Origin of the sequence: Streptomyces sp. NBC_00190 (assembly GCF_036203305.1) — a bacterium.
In the GTDB taxonomy this organism is placed as follows: Bacteria; Actinomycetota; Actinomycetes; order Streptomycetales; family Streptomycetaceae; genus Streptomyces.
This window is the reverse complement of sequence record NZ_CP108131.1, coordinates 3,057,801-3,074,537: the sequence shown is the minus strand read 5'-3', so window position 1 is coordinate 3,074,537 and position 16,737 is coordinate 3,057,801. Positions and strand designations below refer to the sequence as shown.

The window sequence follows — 16,737 nt, the reverse complement described above, 5'->3', positions numbered from 1 at the left end:
TGTTGTGGATGCACCCGTACGAGGTAGGTGGTCGCGGACCCTTGCCGGCCGCAACCTTCCGGGGAGTCTGGGCGTCGTACGTGCGTACGCACGCGGTACGTACGACCGAGCGGGGGACAGGGTGTTGGACGGGTGGACGGGGCGCGGCCGATGGGCAGCGCCCCTCGGGGTGTTCGCGGCGGCACTGTGGCTCTGCGTCGGCGGGCTGTTCGCGGCGCCGCCCGCGCAGGCGGCGGCGCCGCCCGTCCGGACCGAGCGGGCCGGCGGGGGAGGCGGCGGGGGTGGCGCGCACGCCGAAAGCGGCGGATGCGCGGGCCGCCTGGCCAGGACGCTGCCGATCGCGGCGGGCGAGGTGCGCGTGTACAAGACCCACACCCAGGCGTGCGCGGTGGCCGTGGCCCGTGTCCCCGGCGAGCGGCGGGGGATGGCGGTGAGCATCCAGCCGCGTGGCGGGGCCGCGATCCGCGATATCGGGCGATTCACCCGTTATGCCGGGCCTGTCACCGTGGGTGCGATCGGCCGCTGTGTGTATGTAAAGGGGAGCGTGGGGGCCGGATCTGCCGATTCCGGCTGGATCCTGTGCTGAACGACCGGCCCAACTAGGTCTGTTCAGCAGCGCGTTCACCCCGCTAGGTTCACGGCGACCGAAGTGAACTCAAGGGGAGGGTGAATGCGCAAGACGCTCGGATGGCTGCTGTCGCTCGTGGTGCTGATCGGCACCATGGGTGCGGCCGGCTTCACGGCACAAGCGGCCACCGCCGCAGGGCCGGCGGCCGCCACGGACATCAAGGACCAGATCCTCGGCATTCCCGGGATGAGCCTGATCGAGGAGAAGCCGTACCCCGGCTACCGCTTCTTCGTACTGAACTACGAGCAGCCGGTCGACCACCGGCAGCCGTCGAAGGGCACCTTCAAGCAGCGCCTGACCCTTCTGCACAAGGACGTCTCGCGGCCGACGGTGTTCTACACCTCCGGCTACAACGTCAACACCAGCCCGCGCCGCAGTGAGCCGACGACCATCGTCGACGGCAACCAGGTGTCGCTGGAGTATCGATTCTTCACGCCCTCGCGGCCCGACCCGGCCAACTGGGCGAACCTGGACATCTGGCAGGCCGCCAGCGACCAGCACCGCATCTTCACCGCCCTGAAGAAGATCTACACCAAGAACTGGCTGGCCACGGGCGGCAGCAAGGGCGGTATGACGGCGACGTACTTCGAGCGCTTCTACCCGCGCGACATGGACGGCGTCGTCGCGTACGTCGCGCCCAACGACGTCGTCAACAACGAGGACTCGGCCTACGACCGGTTCTTCGCCAAGGTCGGCACCAAGGAGTGCCGCGACAAGCTGAACGCGGTGCAGCGCGAGGCGCTCGTACGCCGCGAGCCGCTGGAGGCCAAGTACGCGACGGCCGCCGCCGAGAACGGCTGGACCTTCACCACCGTCGGCAGCCTCGACAAGGCCTACGAGGCCGTCGTGCTCGACTACGTGTGGGCCTTCTGGCAGTACAGCCTGCTCTCCGACTGCGCCTCCATCCCGGACGCCAGGGCCGCGAGCGACCAGGAGATCTGGGACACCGTCGACGCGATCTCCGGCTTCTCCGCCTACGCCGACCAGGGTCTGGAGACGTACACCCCGTACTACTACCAAGCGGGCACGCAGCTCGGCTCCCCGGACATCAAGCAGCCGCACCTGGCCGGCCTGAGCCGCTACGGCTACCAGCCGCCGCGCACCTTCGTGCCCCGCGACATCCCCATGACCTTCCAGCCGGCGGCCATGCGGGACGTGGACAACTGGGTCCGCAAGAACGCCAACCAGATGCTGTTCGTGTACGGGCAGAACGACCCGTGGGGCGCCGAACCGTTCCACCTCGGCTACGGGGTGCGTGACAGCTACGTGATGATCGCGCCGGGCGCCAACCACGGTGCGAACGTCGCCAAGCTCATGGACGAAGAGAAGGCCCTCGCGACCGCGAAGATCCTCCAGTGGGCGGGGGTGGCCCCGGCCGCCGCGCTCGCCGACGCGGGGAGGGCGACGCCGCTGGCGGCGCCGGACGCACAGCTCGACCAGCGCGACCTGGAGCGCGAGCCGCAGCTGCGGCCGTAACGCGCCCTGCCGGGCCGCGGGCTGACGCCTAGTAGGTCAGCCCGTGGCCCAGCGGGTAGCGGCCCGGGACCGGCACCGGGAGGCGGCCGGCCGGCCGCACCGCCCCGGTGAGCACCCGGGCCGCCGCCCGCATCTCCGCATCGCCCCAGGAGTACGTCGCCACCTCCGCCGCGCAGGCCGGCAGCCGCGCCGAGTCGTACGGGTTGCGGATCGCCACCGCGATCACCGGGACGCCGGTGGCCAGCAGGCCGGCCACCAGGGTGCGCTGCGGATCGTCCCCCTCGGGGACGTTGTACGTGCACACCACCACCGCCGCGTGACCGGGCGCCGCGGCCGCCGCTCGGGCGGGCGGCAGGGCCGTGGCCCGGCAGCCGAGTGCGGTCAGCTCCTTGGCCAGGACGGCGGTGGGGGGACCCGTGGTGCCGCTGGGGGAGACCGGGTCCGTCCCGGTGACCAGCAGCCGGGGCCCGGCCGACGCGTCCAGCGGCAGCAGCCCGGCCGGATTGGCCAGCAGGGTCGTCGTGGCGCCCGCGATCTCGTCGGCCGCCGCCAGGTGCTCCGGGACGCCGACCACCGCGTCCACCTCCCCGGACCGGGCGCCGGCCTCGTCGAACAGGCCTCGGCGCGCCTTCAGTTCCAGGATCCGCAGCACCGACTCGTCGATCCGCTCCTGCGTCAGCTCGCCCGCCTCCACGGCCGCCAGCACGCTGCGGTACGCGAGGCCCAGGTCCGGCGGGTTCAGCAGCTGGTCGCAGCCCGCCTTCAGTGCGAGTACCGGCACCCGCTCGTTCCCGTACTTCTGGCGGACCCCCGCCATGTCGAGCGCGTCGGTGACCACCACCCCCCGGAACCCCAGGCGTTCGCGCAGGATCCCGGTCACGATCGGCCGGGAGAGGGTCGCCGGGTCCCCCGAGGGGTCGAGGGCCGGAAAGACGATGTGCGCCGTCATGACCGCGTCCACGCCCGCCTCCACGGCGGCCCGGAAGGGCGGCTCGTCCAGCTCCTCCCAGTCGGCGCGGGTGTGCCGCATCACCGGCAGCCCGACATGGCTGTCGGTCTCCGTGTCCCCGTGGCCCGGGAAGTGCTTGGCGGTGGCCGCGACCCCGGCCCGCTGGTAGCCGCGGACCTGGGCGGCGACCAGCTCCGCCACCGCGCCCGGGTCGGCGCCGAAGGACCGTACGCCGATGACCGGATTCGCCGGGTTCACATTCACGTCGGCCACCGGCGCGTAGTCCTGCCGGATGCCCATGGCCGCCAGCTCGGCCCCCGCGATGCGCGCGGCCCGGCGGGCACCGGCGGCGGAACCGGTCGCGTTGTGCTGCGCGCCGAGCGCCATAGCCCCCGGGAACAGCGTCGCGGGCCTGCCGATGCGGGCGACGGCGCCGTGCTCCTGGTCGGTGGAGAGCAGCAGCGGGATCCCGGGACCGGCGGCGAGCGCGGCCTCCTGGAGACCGGCCGACAGCGCGGCGATCTGGTGCGGGGTGCGGGTGTTGTGCGCCCAGGCGAAGTAGATGATCCCGCCCAGGTGGTAGCGGGAGACCAGCTCGGCCGCCGTGCGCACCCCGAACAGCTCCTGGTTCTTCGCCGCGTCCGCCGGGTCGGGGTCGGTCGCCGAATGCCCGTACGCCCGGGAGACGAAGAGCTGCCCGACCTTCTCGGCGAGGCTCATCCGGTCCACCAGGCGGCGCAGCGCCGCGTCGGGTGGGCGGCCGGGCGGGAGCGCGCCCGGGGCCCGGCGGGCCGCCGCGGCGTCGGCCGCGGCGGGGGAGGCCCCGGAGGCCGTGACGGCGGCCAGAGCGGCCGCGGCGAGCAGGGTGCGGCGGGAAGCGTGGTTCGGCACCCGCCGGACCCTACTGCCGCCCCGCGCCCCGCGGGCCCCGGACACTCGGAAGTCCCCCGGATGACTCGCTACGGGGTCCAGTGCTCCTGCACGGTCCGTACGGCCTCGGTGATCGCGGGGCGGCGGGCTGCCCCGGTCCGCCACAGCGCGTACAACCGGCGTACGGGGCCGGGCTCCAGCGGCACGGCCACCGCGCCCGGCGGCAGCGCGCCGGTGCCCAGCCGGGGCACCACCGCCACCCCGAGCCCGGCCGCGACCAGGGCGACGATGGTGTGGTTCTCCTCCGCCACGTGCGCGATGTCGGGCTCGAATCCGGCCGTGCGCAGGGTCCGCATCAGCCAGTCGTGGCAGACCCGCCCGGGCGGCTGGCACACCCAGCGCTGGCCGCCGAGGTCGGAGCGGTGGATGACGGAGCGCTCGGTGAACGGATGCCCGCTCGGCACGACCAGGTCGCAGGGGTCGTCCCCGATCACCGCGTGCTCGACCCCTTCGGGGGCCGGCAGCGGCGCGATGTCCCAGTCGTGGGCCACCGCCAGGTCGGTGACGCCGCGGGCCACCAGGTCCACCGACAGGTGCGGGTCCACCTCGGTGAGCCGGACGTCGAGGGCCGGATGGCGGCGGGCCAGATCGGCCAGCACCCCCGGCAGCAGCCCGCGCGCCGCGGAGGCGAACGCGGCCACCGTCAGCAGCCCGCTCGGCTGCCCGCGCCGCTCCTCCAGGGTGGTCTCGGCGCGCTCCACGATCGCCAGCAACTCCTGGGCCGTGTCGGCCAGATGGCGGGCCTCCTCGGTGAGGGCGACCCCGCGCCCGCGCCGCTCCAGCAGGGTGGTGCGGGTCTCCCGCTCCAGCTTGGAGATCTGCTGCGAGACCGCCGAAGGGGTGTAGCCGAGGGCGGCCGCGGCGCCGGCGACCGAGCCGTGGACGGAGACGGCGTGCAGGGCGCGCAGCCGGGACAGGTCGAGCATGCGCCAAGCGTAAGCAATGCTTCATCCATCCCGGAAGAGATCTGCGCTGGTGCTACACGATCAGGGCGCCGATGCTCGGAACATGCGTCCCGTACACACCGCACTCGCCGTGCTCGTCGCCGCCGTCTGGGGCTTCAACTTCGTCGTCATCCAGATCGGACTCGGCCACTTCCCGCCGCTGCTCCTGTCCGCCCTGCGCTTCCTCGTCGCCGCGCTGCCCGCCGTGTTCTTCGTCGGCCGTCCCAAGGTCGCCTGGAAGTGGATCATCGGGGTGGGCGTGGCCCTCGGCATCGCCAAGTTCGGCCTGCTCTTCACCGGGATGGCCGCCGGGATGCCGGCCGGGCTGTCCTCCCTCGTCCTGCAGGTCCAGGCCGTCTTCACCGCCGTTCTCGCCGCCGTCGTGCTGCGCGAACGGCCCGGCCGGGTACGGCTGCTCGGCATGGCCGTGGCGCTCGCCGGGATCGGGGTGGCCGCCGTGGACGGGGGCACGTCCGGACCGGTGCTCGGCTTCACGCTGGTCGTCGCGGCCGCCGCCTGCTGGGGCGTCTCCAACGTCCTGACCCGCAGGGCCTCGCCGCCCGACGCGCTGAACTTCATGGTGTGGGTGTGCACGGTCCCGGTGCTGCCGCTGTTCGCGCTCTCCCTGCTGCTGGAGGGGCCCGAGCGGGACCTGGCCGCGCTGCGCGCCCTGGACTGGTCCGGGGCCGCCGTCATCGGCTACGTGGCCTGGGTGTCCACCGTCTTCGGCTTCGGGGCCTGGGGCTACCTGCTGCGCCACTACCCGGCCTCCTCGGTGGCGCCGTTCTCGCTGCTGGTCCCGGTGTTCGGGATGTCCTCGGCGGCCCTGGTGCTGGGCGAGTCCGTCTCGGGCCTGCGCTGGCTGGCGGCCGTACTCCTGGTCGGCGGGGTGGCCCTCACCTCGCTGGCCCCCGCGCGCGCCTCGAACCGTACGGGGGTCGGTTCGGGCGTCAGCGCGGGGAGCCCTCCTGCAGCGGCAGTCGCCAGTCCTGCCCCGTGAGGGTGACGCCGTACGAGCGGTGCGGGCGCTCGGCGACCAGGGTGAAGCCGGCCCGCAGGCAGAGCGCGCGGGCTTCGGCCAGCACGTCGTCGGCCGACAGCGCGAGCTCGCGGTAGCCGACCGAGCGGGCGAAGCCGACGACCGTGTCGACCAGCAGGGATCCGAGGCCGCGGCCGCGTTCCTCCGGGTCGACCAGGAGCAGCCGCAGCCGGGCGGTCCCGGGCGCGCCGTCCTCGCGGACGCACATCACCGAGCCGACCGGACGCCCGTCCAGCTCGGCGATCCAGACGCGCTCCAGGTATGGGTCGTGGTCCTCGGCGAACTCCGCGACGATCCGGGCCACCAGGCCCTCGAAGCCGGTGTTCCAGCCGTACTCGGCGGCGTACAGCGCGCCGTGGCGCTGCACGATCCACCCCAGGTCCCCCGGCTGCGGGTCCCGTAGCCGCACGCTCTGAGCCATGGGCCAACTCTAGGGGGCCGAGGCTGCCGCGGGCCACGCCGTCGTCGTCATCGACTCACTTCCCTCGTGCCTGAAACACGGCTTCTGTGCCGGTTCACCGGCACTTTGAGTAGGCATTGGGTAACGGAAAGGCAAAGCTGTGGATCCGGGTGCAACCCTCCGGGGGAATCGCGGGTCGTATGGTGCGTCGGTACTTCCGGGAGGGGATCTGGGGGGATCGGGAAGTCCGACACGGGAGGGGTAACCGTGATGGGGGTCCGGCCGCGAGGCTGGACCCCTTTCTGGTGCCGCCCACAGGCTTCCGGTGCCGTCCACAGGCCTGACGCGTTGTCGGCGCCGGACGGTAGCTTCGTGCCATGGCAACCAACGGGGCGGCGGTACAACAGGCTGTGGTCGAGGGGGTGCTCGAACGCATCACCTACGCCAACGAGGAGAGCGGGTACACGGTCGCCCGCGTCGACACCGGCCGGGGCAGCGGTGACCTGCTCACCGTCGTCGGCTCGCTGCTCGGCGCCCAGCCCGGCGAATCCCTGCGCATGGAGGGCCGCTGGGGCTCCCACCCGCAGTACGGCCGGCAGTTCACGGTGGAGAACTACTCCACACTCCTGCCCGCGACCATCCAGGGCATCCGCCGCTACCTGGGCTCCGGTCTGATCAAGGGCATCGGCCCGAAGATCGCCGACCGGATCGTGGAGCACTTCGGCCTCGACACCCTCGACGTCATCGAGGACGAGCCCAAGCGGCTCATCGAGGTGCCCGGGCTCGGCCCCAAGCGGACCAGGCTGATCGGCGAGGCCTGGGAGGAGCAGAAGGCCATCAAGGAAGTCATGGTCTTCCTCCAGGGCGTCGGCGTCTCCACCTCCATCGCGGTGCGCATCTACAAGAAGTACGCCGACGCCTCCATCTCCGTGGTGAAGAACCAGCCCTACCGGCTCGCCGCCGACGTGTGGGGCATCGGGTTCCTCACCGCCGACCGCATCGCCCAGGCCGTCGGGATCCCGCACGACAGCCCCGAGCGGGTCAAGGCCGGGCTCCAGTACGCCCTGTCCCAGTCCACCGACCAGGGCCACTGCTTCCTGCCCGAGGACCGGCTCATCGCCGACGGGGTCAAGCTGCTCCAGGTGGACACCGGGCTCGTGATCGACTGCCTGGCCGAGCTCGCCGCCGATCCGGAGGGCGTCGTGCGGGAGCCCGTCCCCGATCCCCAGGGCGGTCCGGATCCGCTGACCGCCGTGTATCTGGTGCCCTTCCACCGGGCCGAGCTCTCGCTGGTCGGGCAGGTGCGCCGGCTCCTGTACGCCGAGGACGACCGGATGCCCGGCTTCCAGGACGTGGACTGGGACAAGGCGCTGGGCTGGCTCGCCGGGCGGACCGGGGCCGAGCTCGCCCCCGAGCAGCGGGACGCGGTCAAGCTGGCGCTGACCCGCCGGGTCGCCGTCCTCACCGGCGGGCCCGGCTGCGGGAAGTCCTTCACCGTGCGCTCCATCGTCGAGCTGGCCCGGGCCAAGAAGGCCAAGGTGGTGCTCGCCGCCCCCACCGGCCGGGCGGCGAAGCGGCTGGCCGAGCTCACCGGGGCGGAGGCCTCCACGGTGCACCGGCTGCTGGAGCTCAAGCCGGGCGGGGACGCCGCCTACGACCGGGAGCGGCCGCTGGATGCCGACCTGGTCGTCGTCGACGAGGCCTCGATGCTGGACCTGCTGCTGGCCAACAAGCTGGTCAAGGCCGTGGCACCGGGTGCACACCTGCTGCTCGTGGGAGACGTGGACCAGCTGCCCTCGGTCGGCGCGGGCGAGGTGCTGCGCGACCTGCTGGCCGAGGGCGGCCCGGTGCCCGCGGTCCGGCTGACCCGGATCTTCCGGCAGGCCCAGCAGTCGGGCGTGGTCACCAACGCCCACCGGATCAACACCGGAGTGCCGCCCATCACGGACGGGCTGCCGGACTTCTTCCTCTTCCCCGAGGAGGACACGGAGGCGGCCGGGGTGCTCGCCGTGGACGTCGCGGCGCGAAGGATTCCGGCACGGTTCGGGCTCGACCCGCGCCGGGACATCCAGGTGCTCGCGCCCATGCACCGCGGTCCGGCGGGTGCCGGAAACCTCAACGGCCTGCTCCAGCAGGCCATTACGCCGGCCCGGCCGAACCTGCCGGAGAAGCGCTTCGGCGGACGGGTGTTCCGGGTGGGCGACAAGGTCACCCAGATCCGGAACAACTACGAGAAGGGGGCCAACGGTGTCTTCAACGGCACGGTCGGCGTGGTCACCGGCCTCGACCTGGACGAACAGCGCCTGACGGTGCGGACGGAGGAGGACGAGGAGATCGGCTACGAGTTCACGGAGCTCGACGAGCTGGCCCACGCGTACGCCGTCACCATTCACCGCTCCCAGGGGAGTGAATATCCCGCGGTGGTGATCCCGGTCACCACCGGCGCTTGGATGATGCTCCAGCGAAATCTCCTCTACACGGCGGTGACCAGGGCGAAGAAACTGGTCGTCCTCGTCGGGTCCCGCAAGGCCCTCGGTCAGGCTGTGCGTACGGTTTCCGCAGGCAGGAGGTACACGGCGGTCGCTCCCAGACTGTCCGGCCGGATACCGGTGGGAAACATCACCTAAATGATCGATCATTTGGGGTTCCGACAACCGGCGGGGAGGGGCAGGATGAGCGGGTTGAAGGCACTCAGTGCCGTCAAATGGACCAAACGCCGACCCCGAGTGCACTCTCCTGCGCCAAATGGGGGAAGGTAGAGGCAGTCAGGGCACCTCGAAGAAGAGGCACTACGTCGGTGAGGGATGACGTGAGCGACAACTCTGTAGTACTCCGGTACGCGGACGGTGAATACACCTACCCGGTGGTCGAGAGCACCGTCGGTGACCAGGGCTTCGACATCTCGAAGCTGCGGGCCCAGACCGGGCTCGTCACCTTGGACAGTGGCTACGGCAACACCGCGGCCTACAAGTCCGCGATTACCTACCTCGACGGTGAGCAGGGCATCCTGCGCTACCGCGGCTACCCGATCGAGCAGCTCGCCGAGCGTTCGACCTTCATCGAGGTCGCGTACCTGCTGATCAACGGTGAGCTGCCGACCGTCGACCAGCTCGCGTCTTTCCGCAACGAGATCACCCAGCACACGCTGCTGCACGAAGACGTGAAGCGCTTCTACGACGGCTTCCCGCGCGACGCGCACCCGATGGCGATGCTGTCCTCCGTGGTCAGCGCGCTGTCGACGTTCTACCAGGACAGCCACAACCCGTTCGACGAGAAGCAGCGCCACCTCTCGACGATCCGGCTGCTGGCCAAGCTCCCGACGATCGCGGCCTACGCGTACAAGAAGTCGGTCGGCCACCCGGTGGTCTACCCGCGCAACGACCTCGGCTACGTCGAGAACTTCCTGCGCATGACCTTCTCCGTGCCGGCCCAGGAGTACGACCTGGACCCGGTCGTGGTCTCGGCGCTCGACAAGCTGCTGATCCTGCACGCGGACCACGAGCAGAACTGCTCGACCTCCACCGTGCGCCTGGTCGGCTCCTCGCAGGCGAACATGTTCGCCTCGATCTCCGCCGGCATCTCGGCCCTGTGGGGTCCGCTGCACGGTGGCGCCAACCAGTCCGTTCTGGAGATGCTCGAAGGCATCAAGAACGACGGCGGCGACGTCGACGCCTTCATCCGCAAGGTGAAGAACAAGGAAGACGGCGTCCGCCTGATGGGCTTCGGGCACCGCGTCTACAAGAGCTTCGACCCCCGGGCGAAGATCATCAAGGCGGCGGCGCACGATGTCCTCTCGGCGCTCGGCAAGAGCGACGAGCTGCTCGACATCGCGCTCAAGCTGGAAGAGCACGCGCTGGCCGACGAGTACTTCGTCTCGCGCAACCTCTACCCGAACGTGGACTTCTACACCGGCCTGATCTACCGGGCCATGGGATTCCCGACCGAGATGTTCACCGTGCTCTTCGCGCTCGGCCGCCTTCCCGGCTGGATCGCCCAGTGGCACGAGATGATCAAGGAGCCGGGTTCCCGCATCGGCCGCCCGCGCCAGATCTACACCGGCGAGGTCCTTCGCGACTTCGTACCGGTCGAGGCCCGCTGACCCGAGGCTTCCCACCCGGTCGGCCGGCCCTTCGTGGCCGGCCGGGCCGACGCTTGCGAAAAGCGCCCCGCCGCCGATCCCCCCACGGGTCGACGGTCGGGGCGCTTTCCTGTCCCCGGAACGGATTCCCCCCACGGGACCCGAACCGGGGTGTCGGTGTCTGCCGGGACCCGTATCGGGTCGGGAGGGCCGCTCAAAGCTTCCCGCGGGCACGCGTCCCGGCCGGCTGATGCCCCCGGACGTCCCCCAAGACCTCCGCGGAACGTCCCCCAAGACGTTCCTGGCATCGCCCCATTAGACCCGTGACGACCCCGAATGGTTACGTTGCGATCACTGTGATCTGCGTCTCGTGTGAAGAACCTGTGTGCTCGATGCGAAGGCGAACCGCTAGCGGAAGGACCTCAACCGGAGGCTGTTGGTCACCACGAAGACGGATGAGAAGGCCATCGCGGCCCCCGCGATCATCGGGTTGAGCAGCCCGGCGGCTGCCAGCGGCAGGGCCGCCACGTTGTAGCCGAAGGCCCAGAACAGGTTGCCCTTGATGGTGGCCAGGGTCCGGCGGGACAGCCGGATCGCGTCCGCCGCCACCCGCAGGTCTCCCCGTACGAGGGTCAGGTCGCCCGCCTCGATGGCCGCGTCCGTGCCGGTGCCCATGGCCAGGCCCAGATCGGCCTGGGCGAGCGCGGCCGCGTCGTTGACCCCGTCGCCGACCATCGCGACCGTACGGCCCTCGGCCTGGAGGCGGCGTACGACGTCCACCTTGTCCTGCGGGAGCACCTCGGCGATCACCTGGTCGATGCCGACCTCGCGGGCCACCGTCTCGGCGACGGCCTTGTTGTCGCCGGTCAGCAGGACCGGGGTCAGGCCCAGTGCCCGCAGTCGGGCGACGGCCTCGGCGCTGGTCTCCTTGACCGCGTCGGCCACGGTCAGCACCCCGCGCGCCGCACCGTCCCAGGCCACCAGGACGGCGGTGCCGCCCGCCGCCTCGGCGGCCGACTTGGCCTGCGCGAGTTCGGCCGGCAGGGCGATCGACCAGTCCGCCAGCAGCTGCTCGCGGCCCACCAGGACGGCGTGTCCGTCGACGACGCCCTGGACGCCGAGCCCGGCCACGTTCTCGAAGCTCTCGGGGACCGGCAGGCCGCCGGCCCTGTCGGCCGCCGCGACGGCGACGGCCCGGGCGATCGGGTGTTCCGAGGAGTGCTCCAGGGATCCGGCGAGGCGCAGCAGCTCGCGCTCGTCGGTGCCTGCCGCGGTGAAGACGCCGGCGAGGGTCATCCGGCCGGTGGTGACGGTCCCGGTCTTGTCCAGGACGACGGTGTCCACGCGCCGGGTGGATTCGAGCACCTCGGGGCCCTTGATCAGGATGCCGAGCTGCGCGCCCCGGCCGGTGCCGACCATGAGCGCGGTCGGCGTGGCCAGGCCGAGGGCGCACGGGCAGGCGATGATCAGTACGGCCACGGCGGCCGTGAACGCGGCGGTGGGGTCGTCGGTGATCAGCAGCCAGGCGACCCAGGTGCCCAGCGCGAGCAGCAGGACGACGGGCACGAAGACGGCGGAGAGCCGGTCGGCGAGCCGCTGCACCTCGGCCTTGCCGTTCTGCGCGTCCTCGACCAGCTTGGCCATCCGGGCGAGCTGGGTGTCGGCGCCGATCCGGGTGGCCTCGACGACCAGGCGCCCGGCGGCGTTGACGGTGGCGCCGGTGACGAAGTCGCCGACCGTGACCTCGACGGGGACGGATTCGCCGGTCAGCATGGACGCGTCCACGGCGGAGCTCCCCTCGACGACGGTGCCGTCGGTGGCGATCTTCTCGCCGGGGCGGACGACGAACCGGTCGCCGACCGCGAGCGCGCCCACCGGGACGCGGACCTCCCGGCCCTCGCGCAGCACGGCGACGTCCTTGGCGCCGAGTTCGAGCAGGGCCTTCAGCGCGGCGCCGGCCTTCCGCTTGGAGCGGGCCTCCAGGTAGCGGCCGAGCAGGATGAAGCTGACGACCCCGGCCGCGACCTCCAGGTAGATGGCGGAGGAGCCGTCGGTGCCCGTCGCTGCCGTTCCGGGGGTGAAGTCGAATCCGTGCCGCATGCCCGGCATGCCGGCGTGACCGAAGAACAAGGCCCACAGCGACCAGGCGAAGGCGGCCAGCGTGCCGATCGAGACCAGGGTGTCCATGGTGGCGGCGCCGTGCCGGGCGTTGGTCCAGGCGGCCCTGTGGAAGGGGAGGGCGCCCCAGACGACGACGGGGGCGGCGAGGGTCAGCGAGAGCCACTGCCAGTTGTCGAACTGGAGGGCCGGGACCATGGAGAGCAGGACGACGGGGAGGGCGAGGGCGGCGGAGACCAGCAGCCGCTGGCGCAGCGCGGCCAGCTCGGGGTCCCGTACGGTCGGCGCCGCGTCGTCCGGGGCGCCGAGGTCCGGTTCCGGTTCCGGCGGCGGGGGCTCCTCGGCGGTGTATCCGGTCTTCACGACGGTCGCGATGAGGTCGGCGACCCGTACGTCACCCGCGTACGAGACCTTCGCCTTCTCGGTGGCGAAGTTCACCGTGGCGGTGACCCCGTCCATCCGGTTCAGCTTCTTCTCGATGCGGGCCGCGCAGGAGGCGCAAGTCATCCCGCCGATCGTGAGCTCGACCGCCGTTATGGGTCCGTCGTGCACTGTGCTGGTCATGTTCCGGCTCCAGGGGGAGGGCCGGGGCGTACGGAACCAGTATGAGCTGGCCGGCACGCCCCGGCGGGGTGCTGCCGAAGAGGGGGCGCTCAGGCCTGGCCGGCGAACTCGTAGCCCGCCTCGTCCACGGCGGCGCGTACGTCCTCCTCGGCCAGCGGGGCGGCGGAGGTCACGGTGACCTCGCCGGTCGCGGCGACGGCCTTGACCGAGCTGACGCCCGGCAGGGCGGAGAGTTCGGTGGTCACCGCGCCCTCGCAGTGCCCGCAGGTCATGCCGGTCACCCGGTAGACGGTGGTGGTCTGGGTGTCCGTCTCGGCGGTCATGTCGTTCTCCTCTTCGAGGGTGCGTGCGGTCGCCGGGGAACGGCGAGTCGCTCCACCGTCCTCCCGACACTCCGAGACTATACCCCTAGGGGGTATGTATGCGAGTAGCCGCGCCTGCTCTCTCGGGGTGGCCGAGCCGGATGAACCGTATGCAATTGGGTGATATGGACCGTCCGGGAGCCTTCGCGGTCAGTGGGGGTGGGTCGGGGTGATCACCGGCTCCAGGTAGCGCAGCAGGACGATCTTCAGCTCCGCGACGTACGCGGCGCGCTCGGCGCCCTCGTGCGCCAGGATCAGGTCCAGGGACGCCTTGAAGATGCCCAGGATCATGTTCGCGGTGCGGGTGAGGTCGGCGGGCCCGGCCTCGGGGCAGAAGGTGCGCAGGACCCCTTCGACGCGGGCGAGCAGGCCGGAGTGCAGCTCCTCGTGCTCCTGTGCGATGCCCGGGATGCCGGAGCCGTGCATGAGCGCCCAGAAGGCGGGGTTCTCGCAGTTGAAGGCGATGACCGGGTCCAGGACGGCGTCCAGCAGCTCGGGCAGGGGGCGGTCCAGGTTCTCGGGCAGGAAGGCCTGTCCGTGCATCTCGTGCGCGCGCTGCAGCAGCTGGCCGCCGAGCTCGACCGCGATGGCCTCCTTGTTCGGGAAGAACTGGTAGAGCGTGCCCGGTGACACGCCGGCCTCGCGGGCGATGGCGTTGGTGCTGGCCGCGGCGTACCCGGTGCGGCAGAACACTCCGGCGGCGGCCGACAGCAGCTGGGAGATCCGTCGCTCACCGCGCGCCTGTCGGCGGCGTGGAGTGGTGGCTTTTTCACCGCTTTCAGTTGTTTTGCCCTTGGGGGTTCCCGGCATGCCCCATCCCTTGCTTCCCGTGGGTGATTGACAAACGCGAGTGGTCGCTCGCATTCTGAGGAAACGCGAGCGACTGCTCGTGTTTGCCAGTCTATTTGGCCTGGCAATCACGGTGAAGGGGACACCGAGTCATGTCCGAAGTCAAGAATCCGCCGTCGCCCGGGGAGAGCGGCGGGTGGACCCGGTTCGTCACGGCCCGGCCGCGGCTCTCGCTGCTGCTCGCCCTGCTGGTCACGGCACTGGCCGTGTTCGCGGGCGGCGGTGTCGCCGACCGGATGGGCAGCGGCGGCTGGGAGGACCCGGGCGCCCAGTCCACCTATGCCGCCGCGGCCCTGGAGCGCGAGTTCCCGGCCTCCCAGCCCAATCTGCTGCTGCTCGTGGACGCCGGCGCGGGGACCGCCGGGGTGGACGATCCCGCCGTCGCCGCCGAGGCGGAGCGGCTGGCCGCACAGCTCGCCGCGGAGCAGGGGGTCGCCGGAGTCGGCTCGTACTGGCGCACCGGGCTGCCCGCGCTGCGCTCGCAGGACGGCCGGCAGGCCCTGATCGCGGCCAGGGTGCTGGGCGACCAGAAGGCCGCCACCGAGGTGCTGGAGCGGATCGCCCCGCGCTACCGGGGCGAACACGGGCCGGTGAGCGTCTCCCTCGGCGGGCCCGCGGCGGTCCAGCGTGAGGTGACCTCGACCATCCAGGAGGATCTGCTGCGCGCCGAGCTGATCGCGCTGCCCGTCACCCTCGTCCTGCTCATCCTCGTCTTCGGCAGCGCCGTCGCGGCCCTGCTGCCGCTCGGTGTCGGCATCGTGGCCATCCTCGGCACCAACGCGGTGCTGCGCGGCCTGACCGAGGTCACCGACGTCTCCGTCTTCGCCCAGAACCTGACCACGGCGCTCGGTCTCGGACTCGCCATCGACTACGCCCTGTTCATCGTCCGCAGGTTCCGCGAGGAACTCGCCGGCGGACGGGATCCGGTGGCCGCCGTCGGAGCCACCCTGCGCACCGCGGGGCGCACCGTGCTGTTCTCCGCGCTGACCGTCGCGGTCTCCCTCTCGGCGATGATGTTCTTCCCGATGTACTTCCTGCGCTCCTTCGCCTACGCCGGGGTCGCGGTGGTCCTGCTCGCGGCGGCGGCCGCGCTCATCCTGCTGCCGGCGGCCCTGGTGCTGCTGGGCGAGCGGGTCAACTCCCTGGACCTGCGCCGGCTGTGGCGCCGGGGTCCCGCGGCCGACGCCACAGCGGAACCGGGCCGGGGCTGGGGGCGGGCGGCCGCGCTGGTGATGCGCCGGGCCCCGGTGTTCGCGGTGGCCACCACGGCGGGGCTGCTGCTCCTCGGACTGCCCTTCCTCGGCGTGAAGTTCGGCACCGTGGACGACCGGCAGCTGCCGAAGACCGCGGAGTCGCACGTGGTCCAGCAGCACATCCGGGACGGCTTCCCGGGCAGCCCCGGCGGCGGGCTCACCGTGCTCGCCGAGGGGGAGGCCGGGCCCGCCGAGCTCGCCGCCTACCGGGACCGCCTGGCCGTCCTGCCCGGCGTGGTCCGTGTCGACGGGCCGGTGAGCGCCGGGGCCGGGGCGCGGTACGCGTACTTCTCGGTGACCGCCGAGGGCGAGACGGTCGGGCCGCAGGCCCAGGACCTGGTCGGCGAGGTGAGGCAGGTCGAGGCCGGCTTCCGGACCTCGGTGACGGGGCAGGCGGCGAGGCTCGTCGACGCCCAGAAGGCCATCGCGGACGCTCTGCCCGCCGCGCTGGCCCTGGTGGTGCTCGCCACGCTCCTGCTGGTGTTCCTGCTCACCGGGAGCCTTCTGATACCGGTCCAGGCGGTGCTCCTCAACGCGCTGAGCCTGACCGCGATGTTCGGGGCGGTGGTGTGGGTCTTCCAGGAGGGGCACCTCTCCGGACTGCTCTCCTTCACCTCCACCGGGGACATAGAGACCACCCTGCCGGTGCTGATGTTCTGCATCGCCTTCGGACTCTCCATGGACTACGGGGTGTTCCTCATATCCCGGATCAAGGAGGAGTACGACCGGACCGGGGACCACGAGGGGGCCGTGCGCACCGGACTGGCCCGCACCGGCGGGCTGATCACCGCGGCGGCCGTGATCCTGGCCGTGGTGATGGTGGCCATCGGTACCTCGCGGGTGACCAACACCAAGATGCTGGGCCTCGGGATCGCGCTGGCGGTGCTGATGGACGCCATGGTCGTGCGCAGCCTCCTGGTCCCGGCGGTCATGAAACTGACCGGGAAGGCCACCTGGTGGGCGCCGGGCCCGCTGCGCAGGCTGCACGAGAGGTTCGGGCTGAGCGAGGGGGAGTCGCTGCCGCCGGCGGAAGTGACCGCCGAGCCGGAGCGGGTGCCTGCCGGGGCCGCCTAGCGGGGCCCTGGGGGACGGGGCCCGGGTGGGCCCCGTCCCCCCGAGTGAGGAATGAGGGGTGAGCGGGGTCAGT

Annotated in this window: 11 protein-coding genes and 1 pseudogene; 6 read left to right on the top strand and 6 right to left on the bottom strand. The window is 71.9% G+C overall.

The genetic code is table 11. The annotated features are described in order from the left end of the window. Nucleotides 1-169 precede the first annotated feature (169 nt). Both OG429_RS14865 and OG429_RS14860 read left to right on the top strand, forming a co-directional pair. Nucleotides 170-586: a hypothetical protein gene (locus OG429_RS14865; RefSeq protein ID WP_328925805.1), complete on the top strand. Its 417-nt coding sequence runs from the start codon at nucleotides 170-172 to the stop codon at nucleotides 584-586. 84 nt (nucleotides 587-670) lie between these two features. Continuing rightward, nucleotides 671-2,104, top strand: a complete 1,434-nt coding sequence (locus OG429_RS14860) for a S28 family serine protease (RefSeq protein ID WP_328925804.1) — start codon at nucleotides 671-673, stop codon at nucleotides 2,102-2,104. A 28-nt stretch (nucleotides 2,105-2,132) separates the two neighbouring features. On the opposite strand, the gene OG429_RS14855 is transcribed toward OG429_RS14860, so the two are convergent. Continuing rightward, complete coding sequence (locus OG429_RS14855; RefSeq protein ID WP_328925803.1) at nucleotides 2,133-3,944, bottom strand: glycoside hydrolase family 3 protein; 1,812 nt, start codon at nucleotides 3,942-3,944, stop codon at nucleotides 2,133-2,135. A 68-nt stretch (nucleotides 3,945-4,012) separates the two neighbouring features. Beyond that, nucleotides 4,013-4,909 carry a LysR family transcriptional regulator gene (locus tag OG429_RS14850; RefSeq protein ID WP_328925802.1) on the bottom strand — a complete coding sequence of 299 codons (897 nt, stop codon included), beginning with the start codon at nucleotides 4,907-4,909 and terminating at the stop codon, nucleotides 4,013-4,015. Nucleotides 4,910-4,991: 82 nt separating this feature from the next. Between OG429_RS14850 and OG429_RS14845 the strand changes: the two genes are divergently transcribed. Beyond that, a complete protein-coding gene (locus OG429_RS14845; protein ID WP_328925801.1) occupies nucleotides 4,992-5,927 on the top strand; it encodes an EamA family transporter in 936 nt (311 codons plus the stop codon). On the opposite strand, the pseudogene OG429_RS14840 reads toward OG429_RS14845, so the two are convergent. Then, nucleotides 5,878-6,375 (bottom strand): annotated as a pseudogene (locus OG429_RS14840) (GNAT family N-acetyltransferase); the annotation flags it as partial. The gene OG429_RS14845 and the pseudogene OG429_RS14840 overlap by 50 nt on opposite strands. 368 nt (nucleotides 6,376-6,743) lie before the next feature. On the opposite strand from OG429_RS14840, the gene recD2 reads away from it, so the two are divergent. Continuing rightward, nucleotides 6,744-8,993 carry an SF1B family DNA helicase RecD2 gene (gene recD2 / locus OG429_RS14835; protein WP_328925800.1) on the top strand — a complete coding sequence of 750 codons (2,250 nt, stop codon included), beginning with the start codon at nucleotides 6,744-6,746 and terminating at the stop codon, nucleotides 8,991-8,993. Nucleotides 8,994-9,175: 182 nt separating this feature from the next. Next, a complete protein-coding gene (locus tag OG429_RS14830; RefSeq protein WP_030229520.1) occupies nucleotides 9,176-10,465 on the top strand; it encodes a citrate synthase in 1,290 nt (429 codons plus the stop codon). Nucleotides 10,466-10,852: 387 nt separating this feature from the next. Here the strand turns inward: OG429_RS14830 and OG429_RS14825 are convergent, their stop codons facing one another. The 3 genes from OG429_RS14825 to OG429_RS14815 all read right to left on the bottom strand — a co-directional run bounded on the left by OG429_RS14825 (nucleotide 10,853) and on the right by OG429_RS14815 (nucleotide 14,298). Then, nucleotides 10,853-13,126 (bottom strand): heavy metal translocating P-type ATPase, encoded by a 2,274-nt coding sequence (locus OG429_RS14825; protein ID WP_328925799.1) that lies wholly within the window; start codon nucleotides 13,124-13,126, stop codon nucleotides 10,853-10,855. Nucleotides 13,127-13,215: 89 nt separating this feature from the next. Beyond that, a complete protein-coding gene (locus tag OG429_RS14820) occupies nucleotides 13,216-13,449 on the bottom strand; it encodes a heavy-metal-associated domain-containing protein (RefSeq protein ID WP_328925798.1) in 234 nt (77 codons plus the stop codon). Between the two features lie 189 nt (nucleotides 13,450-13,638). Next, a complete protein-coding gene (locus tag OG429_RS14815; RefSeq protein WP_328925797.1) occupies nucleotides 13,639-14,298 on the bottom strand; it encodes a TetR/AcrR family transcriptional regulator in 660 nt (219 codons plus the stop codon). 131 nt (nucleotides 14,299-14,429) lie between these two features. On the opposite strand from OG429_RS14815, the gene OG429_RS14810 reads away from it, so the two are divergent. Then, the gene (locus OG429_RS14810; protein ID WP_328925796.1) at nucleotides 14,430-16,664 is read left to right on the top strand and encodes an MMPL family transporter; all 2,235 of its coding nucleotides are present in this window, start codon (nucleotides 14,430-14,432) and stop codon (nucleotides 16,662-16,664) included. Nucleotides 16,665-16,737 lie beyond the last annotated feature (73 nt).

Coding starts and splice junctions, on each gene's coding strand:
- OG429_RS14860 (WP_328925804.1), top strand. CDS start 671: ATGCGCAAGACGCTCGGATGGCTGCTGTCGCTCGTGGTGCTGATCGGC.
- OG429_RS14850 (WP_328925802.1), bottom strand. CDS start 4,909: ATGCTCGACCTGTCCCGGCTGCGCGCCCTGCACGCCGTCTCCGTCCAC.
- OG429_RS14845 (WP_328925801.1), top strand. CDS start 4,992: ATGCGTCCCGTACACACCGCACTCGCCGTGCTCGTCGCCGCCGTCTGG.
- recD2 (WP_328925800.1), top strand. CDS start 6,744: ATGGCAACCAACGGGGCGGCGGTACAACAGGCTGTGGTCGAGGGGGTG.
- OG429_RS14825 (WP_328925799.1), bottom strand. CDS start 13,126: ATGACCAGCACAGTGCACGACGGACCCATAACGGCGGTCGAGCTCACG.
- OG429_RS14820 (WP_328925798.1), bottom strand. CDS start 13,449: ATGACCGCCGAGACGGACACCCAGACCACCACCGTCTACCGGGTGACC.
- OG429_RS14815 (WP_328925797.1), bottom strand. CDS start 14,298: ATGCCGGGAACCCCCAAGGGCAAAACAACTGAAAGCGGTGAAAAAGCC.
- OG429_RS14810 (WP_328925796.1), top strand. CDS start 14,430: ATGTCCGAAGTCAAGAATCCGCCGTCGCCCGGGGAGAGCGGCGGGTGG.